We start from the raw sequence: 11233 nt of genomic DNA on the forward strand, positions 1-11233 counted from the left end.
TGTCCACTTCGGACGACGCGGCCGCCCGACGCCGTCCAGTTCGGACGCAGCGGCGCGGGGGCCTCAATCCCTACGGTCACAGTATGACGAACAGGTGCATCTCGGGCGTCGGGCCGGCGCGGCTCGCCACCGACGCGCCCGTGCCGGACGTCCTCGTCACGGCGAGGGTCGTCCACGTCGGACGCACCTCGGTCGTCCTGCGCACGGCGGACGGCACGCTGGTCCCGGTGACGTCGGCCGCCCACGGCCTGGTGCCCGGTGGCGTGTGCCTGGCGGCTGCCGCCGGCGACCCCGGGCCGGCGCTGCGCGCGGTGGCCGGGGCGGCGCCGAACCGCGACCTGTGGCTGACGTCGCTGCAGGGTGCGCCGCGCGTGGACCTGGTGGTGCCGAAGGGTGCCGTCGACGCGGGCGCCGCCCGGGCGCTGCTCACCGGTGCGCTCGTCGCGGCGTCGTCCGGTGGTGGGCGGGGTGTCATGGACCCCGGCCCGGCACGCCGGGGGGCGCGCACCCTGGTCGGTGCCGCCGCCGGGGACGACCCGCGCGGCGTGCGCGCCGTGCTGCACCGGCTCGTCGGCGTGGGACCGGGGTCGACCCCCAGCGGCGACGACGCGGTCGTCGGCGTGCTCGCGGGCCTCGACCGGCGGGACGACGCCGCCGCCGCGCGCGCCGGTGCGGCGATCCGTCGCGCGCTGCCCGCCGTCCTGCACCGCACGACGAGCCTGTCGCGCCACGCCCTGGCGGCGGCGCTGCGCGGTCAGGTCGCCGAACGGGTCCAGCTGCTCGTGGCCGCCACCGCCGACGCGGCGCTCGTGCCCGGCGCGCTCGCGTCGGCGCGCACGTGGGGCGCCAGCTCCGGGCTCGACCTCGCGGCCGGCGTGGGAGCCGGCGCGCTCGGTGACGCGGCCGCGGCCCACCCGCCGGCCCGGCCCGCCGACGAGCATCGGAGGACCGCATGACCACGACCAGCGCCGGCGCGCTGGCGGCGCGCGTGCTCCCGCGTCTCTACCGCGACTCCGTGACGCTCATGGCGCTGGCGTCGTCGCTCGAGCGCCGCGCGGGGGTGACGCGCGCCGGTGCCGTCATGGGGACCCCCGGCAACCTCACCGTGCTGGAACGGTCCGGGATGCGGCCCGTCGGCCTCGCCCCGGCGCCCGACGACCTCGTGCTGGTCGTGCGCGGGCTCGACGAGGATGTGGTGGCGGCCGCGCTGGACGCCGGCGAGGCGGGCCTCGTGGCGGTGGAGCCGGAGCGCGGCGGCCGGCGCCGGCCCGTCCCGCAGACGGTCGGCGAGGGCCGGGCGGCCGACCCCGGCGCGACGCTCGCGGTCGTCTCGACGCCCGGCACCTACGCACCGGTCGTCGTCGAGCAGGCCCTGCGTGCAGGGCTGCACGTCCTGTGCTTCTCCGACAACGTGACGACGGCCGACGAGGTCCGGCTCAAGGCGCTGGCCGTGCGCCGGCGCCTGCTGCTCATGGGACCGGACTGCGGCACGGCGATCCTCGACGGCGTGCCGCTCGGGTTCGCCAACGCGGTGCGTCGCGGTCCGGTCGGCATCGTCGCGGCGTCCGGCACCGGCGCGCAGGAGGTCTCCTGCCTGCTGCACCGCGCGGGGACGGGCGTCTCACAGCTGGTCGGCGTCGGCGGCCGGGACCTGTCGGCCGAGGTGGGCGGCACGATGACCGACCTCGCGCTGGACCTGCTGAGCACGGACGACACCACGGCCGTCGTGGTCGTCGTGTCCAAGCCCCCCGCCGCGCAGGTGGCGCAGCGGCTGCTCGCCCGGCTCGCGGGGCTCGGCAAGCCCGCGGTGGCGTGCCTGCTGGGGCAGGACGACACCGACGGAGCGGTTCCCGTGCGCGGCACGCTCGAGGGCGGCGCGCGGCTCGCCGCGACCCTGGTCGGCGCGCCGCTCCACGTCGGGGCCGTCGTGCCGCCACCGGCCCCGGCCGCGCGGGGCGTGCTGGGCCTCTACACAGGGGGGACCCTCGCCGCCGAGACCCGGGTCGTCCTGGCGCGGGCCGGTGTCGACGCCCAGGTGCTCGACCTCGGGGCCGACGAGTACACCGTCGGCCGGCCGCACCCGATGATCGACCCGTCCGCCCGCGCGGAGCGGGTCGCGGCGGCAGGCGGCCGTGCCGACGTCGGTGTCCTGCTCGTCGACCTCGTCCTGGGGTTCGGCGCCGCCGCCGACCCGGCGACGCCCCTGGCACGGGCCGCCGGGACGGCGGTCGCCGCCGCGCGTGCCGACGGCCGTGACCTCGTCGTGCTCGCGTCCGTGTGCGGCACGGACGGCGACCCGCAGGGCCTCGACGCCGCACGCCGCACCCTGGAGGGAGCCGGCGTGCTCGTCCACCCGTCCAACGCCGCCGCGGCGCGCACCGCCGTCGCGCTCGTCGCCGGGGGCGGGGTGCCCGCGTGATCGCCGGCGGCGTGCGGGTCCTCAACGTCGGCCTCCCGGCCGTCGTCCAGGGGGTGCCCGCGCAGGACGTCGTCCAGCTCGACTGGCGCCCGCCCGCGTTCGGCGACGTGGCGGCCGCACGTCTCGGCGTCGTCCTCGACGACGACGTCACGCGCGCCGCCAACCGTCGCGCGCTCGCGGCGGTGCACGCGGTGCGCCCGCAGCTCGTGGCGGTGCGTCCTGCCCGTGACGTCGTCCCGGGCCTCGGGGAGGGACGCACGCTGCTGCACGCAGGCCCGCCGCTCGAGGTCGAGCGGATGTGCGGACCGGTCCGCGGCGCGCTGATCGGTGCGGTCCTGCTCGAGGGCTGGGCCGGCACGCCCACCGACGCCCTGGCCCTGATCGAGGCGGGCGGCGTCACGCTCGACGCGTGCCACCACCACGGCGCGGTCGGCCCGATGGCGGGTGTGCTGGCCCCGTCGATGCCGGTGCTCGTCGTGCAGGACGGGGCCCGCCGGGCGTACGCGTCGCTCAACGAGGGCCTGGGGCGGGTGCTGCGGTTCGGCGCGTTCGACGCCGAGGTCGTCGACCGGCTGCGGTGGATGCGCGACGTGCTCGGGCCCGTGCTGGACGGCGCCCTGCGGGCCGGCGGGTCGGTGGACGTGACCTCCCTGGTCGCGCAGTCGCTGACCATGGGCGACGAGGGGCACAACCGGTGCACGGCCGCGACGCTCCTGCTCGCGCGGCGTCTCGCGCCGTGCGTCGCGGAGCAGGACCGGGGCGTCGAGGTGCTGCGGTTCCTGGCGGAGAACGACCACTTCGCCCTCAACCTGTCGATGGCCGCGGCCAAGCTGTCCATGGACGCCGCCGTGGGCGTCGAGCACTCCACGCTGGTGACCGCGATGGCGCGCAACGGCGTCGAGTTCGGGCTGCGCGTCGCCGGGACGGGGGAGCGGTGGTTCACGGCCCCCGTGGACGCGGCGGACGGCCTGTTCTTCCCGGGTTACGGCATCGCCGACGCCAACCCGGACCTCGGGGACTCCGCCATCACGGAGACGCTCGGCATCGGCGGCTTCGCGATGGCGGCGGCGCCGGCGATCACGCTCTTCGTCGGCGGCACCCCCGACGACGCGCTGGACACGACGCGCTCGATGGCGCGCATCACGCTGGGGCCGCACCCGGCGTTCCGGCTCCCGGCCCTGAACTTCGCCGGCGCACCCAGCGGCATCGACGTCCTCAAGGTCCTCGACACCGGCGTGCTGCCCGTCATCAACACCGGGATCGCGCACCGGGAGGCGGGCGTCGGGCAGATCGGCGCCGGGATCGTCGAGGCGCCTGCAGGGGTCTTCCTCCAGGCGGTCCGCGCGCTGCACGAGGTGCGGGTCCGATGACCGGCACCGTCCTGCTCGCCGTGGGCGGCAACGCGCTCGTTCTCGACGGGGAGCCGGGGTCGGTCGCCCGCCAGCAGGAGCGCGCGGCGCGCTTCGCCGACCAGGTCGCCGACCTGGTCGGCGACGGCCGGCAGGTCCTGGTCACGCACGGCAACGGGCCGCAGGTCGGCTTCATCCTGCGCCGCGGCGAGCTCGTCGCCCCGGACGCGAGCGTCGAGGGCCTGCCGGAGCTGCCGCTGTGGCTCGCGGTGGCCGACTCCCAGGGCGGGATCGGCCACCTCCTGGCGGTGGCCGTCGACTCCGCGCTCGAGCGACGCGGGCTCGACTCACGGGCTGTCGCCGTGCTCACGCACGTCGAGGTCGACGCCGACGACCCGGCCTTCGCCCTCCCCACGAAGCCGATCGGCGCCGCGATGACGAGCTCGACCGCCCGGGCGCGCACCGCCGAGGGCTGGACGGTCATCGAGACCGCGCCGGGGGTCCACCGCCGGGTCGTGCCCAGCCCCCGGCCCCGACGTGTGGTGGAGGCCGAGCAGATCCGCGCGCTCGTGCACACCGGCGCCGTCGTGGTCGCGGCCGGCGGTGGGGGCATCCCCGTCGTCCGCGCCGCGGACGGTTGGCACGGCGTGGACGCCGTCGTCGACAAGGACCGCGCCTCGGCGCTGCTCGCGGCGTCCGTCGGCGTCGACACCCTCGTGCTCGTCACGGGCGTCGATGAGGTGAGCGTCGGGCGGGGGACACCGCGGCAACGGGCGCTGCGCGAGGTCGACCCCGTCGAGCTGCGCGCGCACCTCGACGCGGGCGAGTTCCCGCCGGGCTCGATGGGTCCCAAGGTCGAGTCCGCGCTGCAGTTCGTCGCCGACGGTGGCAGACGCGCCGTCATCACGTCCCTGCCCCGCCTGCGCGACGCGCTCGAGGGCCGGTCCGGGACGCTCCTGACCGCCCGGGACCGCCCGGCGCCCCCGACGCCCACAGCCCTCTCGCCCGCGTCGACACCTGGAGAGCCGATGATCACCCTGGCCGCCGACCCGTTCCCCTACGTCTTCGACCCCCGCCGCGTCGCGCTGCTGTGCATCGACTTCCAGCGCGACTTCATGGAGGCCGGGGGCTTCGGCGAGTCCCTCGGGAACGACGTGTCGCGGCTGCGCGGCGCGATCGAGCCGACGAGCCGCGTGCTGGAGGTCTTCCGGGACCGCGGCTGGCCGGTCATCCACACCCGCGAGGGCCACCGCCCGGACCTCACCGACCTGTTCCCCGCCAAGCGGGACCGCGGCAGCCCCACGCTGCGCATCGGCGAGGACGGCCCGATGGGCCGCGTGCTGGTCCGCGGCTCCGCCGGTCACGGCATCGTCCCCGAGCTCGCGCCCGTCGAGGGCGAGGTCGTCCTCGACAAGCCCGGCAAGGGGTCGTTCTACGCGACGGACCTCGAGACCATCCTGCGGGCCCGGGGCATCACGAGCCTCGTCGTCACGGGCGTCACCACCGAGGTGTGCGTCCAGACGACGGTCCGCGAGGCGAACGACCGCGGCTTCGAGTCCCTCGTCCTGTCCGACTGCACGGCGTCGTACTTCCCGCAGTTCCACCGCTCCGCACTCGACATGTTCTGCGCCCAGGGCGGGATCGTGGGCTGGGTCGCCACCTCCGACGCGCTCCTGACCGCCCTGCGCACCACGACGCACGAGGAGGTCCCACGATGAGCACTGCCGCACGCGAGGTGTCGACCGCCGACCGTCCCGCCGGCACGCCCGGCCGTCTGCCGTGGTGGACCCCGGGGGACTGGAACGGCCTGTTCGGCCTCGGCACCAACGTCCTGCTCAACGTCATCGTCCTGACGGGCCTGTGCCTGGCGGTCGTCCAGATCCCGGGCGACACCGTCTACGGGCGGATCCTGCCCGCCCTGGGCATCGCGCTGCCGCTGGGCAACATCTGGTACGCCGTGCTCGCCCGGCGGCTCGCCCGCCGGGAGGGCCGCTCCGACGTGGCGGCGCTGCCGTACGGGCCGAGCGTGCCGCACACGTTCATCGTCGTCTTCGTCGTCATGCTGCCGGTGCTGCTGCGCACGCAGGACCCGCTGGCCGCCTGGCGTGCGGGGCTGGCCTGGGCGTTCATCATCGGCTGCATCGTCCTGCTCGGGGCGGTCTTCGGCCCGTGGATCCGGCGCTGGACGCCGCGGGCGGCGCTCCTCGGCGCGCTCGCGGGCATCTCGATCACGTTCATCTCGATGAGCCCGGCCGCGCAGATGTGGCAGGCGCCGTGGATCGCGTTCGTGGCCTTCGGTTTCATCCTCGTGGGCTGGCTCGGTGGGCGTCGCATGCCCTTCGGGGCGCCGGTCGGCCTGGTGGCGGTGCTCGTCGCGACGGCGGTCGCCTGGGCCGCGGTCGCCGCCGGCTGGTCGGGCATCCTCGAGCCGAGCGCGGTCACGCAGTCGGTCGCGGACCTCGCGCTGCACCTGCCGCTGCCGTCGGCCGACGTCGTCACAGGGCTGCAGGACATCGCCCCGCTGCTGGCCTCGGCGATCCCTCTGGGCATCTACAACTTCACCGAGGGCATGACCAACGTGGAGTCCGCCGCCGCGGCGGGGGACCGGTACTCCGCGCGGCAGGTGCTCACGGCGGACGGGCTCGGGGCCGTCGTCGGCTCGTTCCTCGGCTCGCCGTTCCCGCCCGCGGTGTACATCGGGCACCCGGGCTGGAAGGCGGTCGGCGGACGCGTCGGGTACTCGCTGGCGACGGGCGTCGTGGTCGGCCTCGTGTGCTTCACCGGGCTGGTCGGCACGTTCCTGGCGGTGTTCCCCATGCAGGCGCTCGTCCCGGTCCTGCTGTACATCGGCCTCGTCATCGGCGCCCAGGCGTTCGACGTCAACCCGCGACGGTACGCGCCGGCGATCGTGCTGGCGATCGTCCCCAGCCTCGCCGAGTGGGCGACCGGGCTGATCGACAACGCGCTCGCCGCCGCGGGCACGTCCGCGGAGGAGGTCGGGACCGGTGCGCTCGTCGCCAACGGCGTCGTCTACGACGGCCTGCGGCTGCTCGGGCAGGGCGCCGTCCTCGTCGGCATCCTGCTGGGCGCGATCGCGTGCTTCGTGATCGACCGCCGCCTGTACGCCGCGGCGATCACGTCCGGCATCGCCGCGGTGCTGTCGTTCTTCGGGCTCGTCAACGCGCTCGAGGTGGGCGTCAACGCCTCGCCGGCCGTGACGCTGGGCTACGTCCTGCTCGCCGTGCTGCTCGCGTCGTTCGGGTGGCGCCTGCGGCACGAGCGGGACGACGCGCTGGACGACGAGCTGCTCTTCGTCAACGGCAGCCTCATGCGCGGGCTCGAGCTGCACGCGCACCTCGACGGCGCCGAGCTGGTGGCGGAGACGACGACCGCACCGCGGTACCGCGTGCACGCCGTCGACGGCCGGCACCCGGGCATGTACCGCGTCGCGGACGACGAGGAGGGGGCGGCCGTCCATGGCGAGCTGTACCGCGTGCCGGCCGAGGTGCTGGTGCGGGTGGTCGAGGGCGAGCCGGCCGGGCTGTACCGGGGGCCCGTGGAGCTCGCGGACGGTCGCCTCGTGCCCGGCATCCTCGACCACCGGGCGAGGGCGCAGGAGCACCCCGAGATCACGCAGCACGGCGGCTGGCGGGAGTACCTGGCGACGACGTCGCCGGCCTGACGGCTCCGTGGGCGCGGGTCGGACCGGCGCGGCTCCTCGCGGGGCCGCGCCGGTCACGGCGTCACAGGTGACGCGCGGCGTACTCGTGCAGGGCGTCCCGCACGAAGGCGGCACCCCGCTCGTCGTCGCCGTAGACGCGGGCGAACCGCGGGTCGGCGACGTACATGTCGGCCAGCCCGAGCACGTACCCGCGGGCCGGTGCGTCGCCCTCGCGGGGCGTCCCGGGCACGTCGCGCAGCCAGTGCACGTGCCGGCGCGCGAGCTCCTGCGCCTCGTCCGACGCGGGGTCGGTGCCCGCGGCCGCCGCCGCCGCCCAGTCCCCGGCGAGCGTCGCCGAGCGCTCCTGCCACGCGGTCCGCTCGTCGTCGCTCCGGCTGCGCCACCAGGCGTCGCCGGCGGCGTACGCGTCGGCGCCCCAGCGCTCCTCGACCTCCTGCCGGTGCTGCGTGTGGTCGAACCCGTCGAACATCTCCTCGGCCATGAGACCGGCTCCTTCGTGTCGTGCGGTGAGGGTCCGGAGCACCGACGCGGCCTGGCGTGCCAGGCGGTCCTGCTCGGCCTCGAGCCAGGCGAGGTGGCGGCGCAGCGCCGTTTCCTCGTCGGTCTCGCGGTCGAGCACGCGGCGGACGTCCGCCAGGCCGAGACCGAGGTCGCGCAGCAGCAGGATCCGCTGCAGGCGCACGAGGGCGTCGTCGTCGTACCAGCGGTAGCCGTTGGCGCCGACGCGGCTCGGGGTGAGCAGCCCGATCTGGTCGTAGTGACGCAGCGTGCGGCTCGTCGTGCCGGTCAGGCGCGCGACCTCCTGGATGGACGCCTCCACCGCTCCTCCTCGTCGGGTGCTCCGGTGTGGACCTGCTTCACGGTAGGAGCTGACGCGACGTCAAGGTCAAGCGGTGGTGGCGGGGTTCTTCAGGAGGCGGGCGGGTTGTTGCGCAGCCACCGCGAGTCGTCGTTGACGTACGCGTAGTACAGCCCGATGAGCAGGCCGCCCCCGACGAAGTTGCCGATCAGCGCCAGCCCGACGTTGCCGGCGGCCAGCCCCACGTCGATGCCCTCCTGCAGCCCGACGATGGTGAACAGCACCGTGTTGGCGACCGAGTGCTCCAGCCCGAGGAAGGCGAAGATGAAGACCGCCACGATCATGACGAGCGACTTCGTGAGGTCGTCCTTGATGAGTCCGTTGTAGACGAGCAGCATCGCCAGGTTGATGCAGAAGTTGCACAGCACGGCCCGCACCACGAGGTCCGCCCAGCCGGTCGGTCCGTCCGTCACGAACGCGAGCTTGTGCTCCACCGACGCCACCATCTGCGCGAGCGTCGCGCCCTCGGCGAGCGTCGAGAACCGCACCAGCAGGGCGACCAGGAGCCCGCCGACGAAGTTGCCGACGTAGCACAGGCCGAGCAGCCGCAGCGCGCGGCCCCACGTCGTGCGCCGGTGGTAGGCGCCGATGGTGACGATCATCATGTTCGAGGTGAGGAGCTCGGAGCGCGAGTAGTAGATGAACACCAGCGCCCAGCCGAACGTGACCGCCGCGACCAGCCGGCCGAGCTGGTACAGCGTCCCGTCACCGACGGTGACCTGGTCGAACGCCGCGATGACGCCGTAGTGCGCGCCGTACAGCAGGCCGATGATGATGCCCGCCATCGCCGCGCGCATGAGGTAGCGGCGGCCCAGGGCGCCGGCCATCGTGGACTTGGTCTCGAGCGCCTCCAGCACCGTGCTGATGAAGAACTTGCCCGGGAACAGCGGGGAATCGGTACCGGCACTCACACGTCAACGGTGACACACGCGGACGGGTGGCGTCGCGTGCGCGACGATAGGGGGATGACGACGACGGAGGCCGCACCCGGGCAGGACCTGCCGACCGAGCGCGAGGTGCTGGACTGGACGACGTTCGGCGCCGCGACGCGCGAGGTCGCGCAGACGGTCGTGGACTCCGGGTACGTCCCCGACGTCGTCGTGTCCGTCGCGCGCGGCGGTCTGCCGCCCGGCGGGGCCATCGCCTACGCCCTGGGCACCAAGGCCGTCGGCACGATGAACGTCGAGTTCTACACGGGCGTGGACAGCACGCTGCCGGAGCCCCAGCTGCTGCCCCCGCTGCTCGACACCGACGCGCTGGCAGGGCTGCGCGCGCTCGTCGTCGACGACGTCGCGGACTCCGGTGAGACGCTCGCCCTGGTCGAGCGGCTGCTGTCCGCGCACTGCGCGGAGGTGCGGACCGCCGTGCTGTACGCCAAGCCGCGCTCGGTGATCGCCCCGGACTACGTGTGGCGCCGCACCGACCTGTGGATCACGTTCCCGTGGTCGGCGCTGCCGCCGGTCCGGCCGGCGCGCTGATCTCGGCGCGCCCGGGCGTGCGGAGCGTCGCCAGCACCCTGTCGGCCAGGCGGTCGACCGTCGGGACGACCTCGAGCGCCCCGGCGCGCGCGAGCTCGCCCGGTTGCGCGTAGCCCCACGCGACGCCGACGCAGTCGACGCCGCACGCGCGCGCACCGTGCACGTCGTGCTCACGGTCGCCCACCATGAGCACGGGCCCGGCGGGTCGCAGCGCGTCCAGGGCCGCCGCGACGACCGTCGCCTTCGACGACGGCACGTGGTCCAGCGGGGCCCCGAACACCCCGTCGAGCAGGGGCGCGAGTCCGAAGCGCTCGCAGATCGGCCCGGCGAAGACCTCGGGCTTGCTGGTCGCCACGGCCAGCCGCACGCCCGCGTCGTGCAGGACCGCCAGCTGCTCCGGGACGCCCGGGTAGACGCTGTTCTGCCACATGCCCGTCTCGCGGAAGTACGCGCGGTACGCGGCGATCGCCTCGGGCACGCGGTCGGCCGGGACGTCGAACAGGGCGAACGACTCGGCGAGCGGCGGGCCGACGAACCGCCGCAGCGCGGTCGCGTCCGGCACCGGCAGCCCCAGCGCGGTGAACGCGACGCGGGCGCTGGCGGCGATGCCGGGGTAGGAGTCGGTCAGGGTGCCGTCGAGGTCCAGCAGGACCAGGGGTGCGTGGCTCATCCCGGCCATCATCCCAGGGCGCCGGGTCAGCCCGTCACGCGGGCGAGCACCGCGCCGGGGACGTCGGCGGGCGACGCGAGCACCTCGACGGCGCCGGCCGCGAGCAGCTCCTCGGCGCCGCCGTAGCCCCACAGGGCACCGAGGCAGGGCAGGCCGTGCTCGGCGGCGCCGTGCACGTCGTGCTCCCGGTCACCGAGCATGACGGCCCGGTACCCGGCGTCTTCGACGGTCCCGCGCACCCACGCCAGCGCCCGCCCGATGATCTCGCCCTTGGTCTCCGACTCGTCGTCGGGGGCGCCGACCACGTGGTCGAGGAGCGGCGTGAGGCCGGTCTCGGCGCAGATCGGCTCCGCCCAGCGCAGCGGCTTGGCCGTGGCGACCACGAGCAGCACACCCGCCTCGCGCAGCGCGACCAGGGCCTCGGGGACGCCGTCGAACACCCGGGTGTCCCACACGCCCTCGCGGCCGAAGTGCTCGCCGTAGCCGGTGATCGCGGCGTCCACCAGGTCGACGGGCACGCCGTGCGTCGTGAACGACCACGCGATCGGCGGCCCGGCGAACGAGCGCATCGTCGCCTCGTCGGGGGCCGGCAGGCCGACCGCGGCGTAGGCGGTGCGCACCGATGCGACGATGCCGGAGGCGGAGTCCATGAGCGTGCCGTCGAGGTCGAGCAGGGCAACGGGTCGAGCGGTGGTCATGGGCCGATCGTGCCTGGTCGGCCGTGGCGGCGACGAATCACCGGCGCCTGCCGGGCGCAGCGCGCGCGCCTGGCTATG

At 75.4% G+C, this 11233-nt stretch carries 10 protein-coding genes; 6 read left to right on the top strand and 4 right to left on the bottom strand.

Annotation, left to right across the window (positions count from 1 at the left end; all coding sequences use genetic code 11):
* Nucleotides 1-83: 83 nt before the first annotated feature.
* Genes NP075_RS07390 through NP075_RS07410 form a run of 5 tightly spaced genes read left to right on the top strand, consistent with a single transcriptional unit; the run spans nucleotide 84 to nucleotide 7450 of the window.
* Complete coding sequence (locus NP075_RS07390) at nucleotides 84-956, top strand: oxamate carbamoyltransferase subunit AllH family protein (protein ID WP_227565128.1); 873 nt, start codon at nucleotides 84-86, stop codon at nucleotides 954-956.
* Nucleotides 953-2419 (top strand): AllF/FdrA family protein, encoded by a 1467-nt coding sequence (locus NP075_RS07395; protein WP_227565127.1) that lies wholly within the window; start codon nucleotides 953-955, stop codon nucleotides 2417-2419. Before NP075_RS07390 ends, NP075_RS07395 begins: the two co-directional genes overlap by 4 nt.
* The gene (locus NP075_RS07400; protein ID WP_227565126.1) at nucleotides 2416-3789 is read left to right on the top strand and encodes a YlbE family protein; all 1374 of its coding nucleotides are present in this window, start codon (nucleotides 2416-2418) and stop codon (nucleotides 3787-3789) included. The genes NP075_RS07395 and NP075_RS07400 overlap by 4 nt, the downstream gene beginning before the upstream one ends.
* The gene (locus NP075_RS07405; protein WP_227565125.1) at nucleotides 3786-5486 is read left to right on the top strand and encodes a carbamate kinase; all 1701 of its coding nucleotides are present in this window, start codon (nucleotides 3786-3788) and stop codon (nucleotides 5484-5486) included. The genes NP075_RS07400 and NP075_RS07405 overlap by 4 nt, the downstream gene beginning before the upstream one ends.
* Nucleotides 5483-7450: an allophanate hydrolase-related protein gene (locus NP075_RS07410; protein WP_227565124.1), complete on the top strand. Its 1968-nt coding sequence runs from the start codon at nucleotides 5483-5485 to the stop codon at nucleotides 7448-7450. The genes NP075_RS07405 and NP075_RS07410 overlap by 4 nt, the downstream gene beginning before the upstream one ends.
* A gap of 61 nt (nucleotides 7451-7511) precedes the next feature.
* Here NP075_RS07410 and NP075_RS07415 read toward each other — a convergent pair whose 3' ends face one another.
* Nucleotides 7512-8270 (bottom strand): MerR family transcriptional regulator, encoded by a 759-nt coding sequence (locus tag NP075_RS07415; protein WP_227565123.1) that lies wholly within the window; start codon nucleotides 8268-8270, stop codon nucleotides 7512-7514.
* A gap of 89 nt (nucleotides 8271-8359) precedes the next feature.
* Nucleotides 8360-9220 (bottom strand): formate/nitrite transporter family protein, encoded by an 861-nt coding sequence (locus NP075_RS07420; protein WP_227565122.1) that lies wholly within the window; start codon nucleotides 9218-9220, stop codon nucleotides 8360-8362.
* Nucleotides 9221-9274: 54 nt separating this feature from the next.
* On the opposite strand from NP075_RS07420, the gene NP075_RS07425 reads away from it, so the two are divergent.
* Nucleotides 9275-9787: a phosphoribosyltransferase gene (locus tag NP075_RS07425; protein WP_227565121.1), complete on the top strand. Its 513-nt coding sequence runs from the start codon at nucleotides 9275-9277 to the stop codon at nucleotides 9785-9787.
* Here the strand turns inward: NP075_RS07425 and NP075_RS07430 are convergent.
* Together NP075_RS07430 and NP075_RS07435 are read right to left on the bottom strand one after the other, a co-directional pair.
* On the bottom strand, nucleotides 9741-10457 hold the full coding sequence (locus NP075_RS07430) for an HAD hydrolase-like protein (protein WP_227565120.1): 717 nt from the start codon (nucleotides 10455-10457) through the stop codon (nucleotides 9741-9743). The two genes, NP075_RS07425 and NP075_RS07430, sit on opposite strands and share 47 nt — an antisense overlap.
* A 26-nt stretch (nucleotides 10458-10483) precedes the next feature.
* Nucleotides 10484-11155 (bottom strand): HAD hydrolase-like protein, encoded by a 672-nt coding sequence (locus tag NP075_RS07435; RefSeq protein ID WP_227565119.1) that lies wholly within the window; start codon nucleotides 11153-11155, stop codon nucleotides 10484-10486.
* Nucleotides 11156-11233 lie beyond the last annotated feature (78 nt).

Origin of the sequence: Cellulomonas wangsupingiae (assembly GCF_024508275.1) — a bacterium.
Lineage (GTDB): Bacteria > Actinomycetota > Actinomycetes > Actinomycetales > Cellulomonadaceae > Cellulomonas > Cellulomonas wangsupingiae.

Bases quoted from the DNA above. Each gene is read 5' to 3' on its own strand.
- NP075_RS07410 (WP_227565124.1), top strand. From the start codon at position 5,483: ATGAGCACTGCCGCACGCGAGGTGTCGACCGCCGACCGTCCCGCCGGC.
- NP075_RS07435 (WP_227565119.1), bottom strand. From the start codon at position 11,155: ATGACCACCGCTCGACCCGTTGCCCTGCTCGACCTCGACGGCACGCTC.
- NP075_RS07405 (WP_227565125.1), top strand. From the start codon at position 3,786: ATGACCGGCACCGTCCTGCTCGCCGTGGGCGGCAACGCGCTCGTTCTC.
- NP075_RS07425 (WP_227565121.1), top strand. From the start codon at position 9,275: ATGACGACGACGGAGGCCGCACCCGGGCAGGACCTGCCGACCGAGCGC.
- NP075_RS07390 (WP_227565128.1), top strand. From the start codon at position 84: ATGACGAACAGGTGCATCTCGGGCGTCGGGCCGGCGCGGCTCGCCACC.
- NP075_RS07430 (WP_227565120.1), bottom strand. From the start codon at position 10,457: ATGAGCCACGCACCCCTGGTCCTGCTGGACCTCGACGGCACCCTGACC.
- NP075_RS07395 (WP_227565127.1), top strand. From the start codon at position 953: ATGACCACGACCAGCGCCGGCGCGCTGGCGGCGCGCGTGCTCCCGCGT.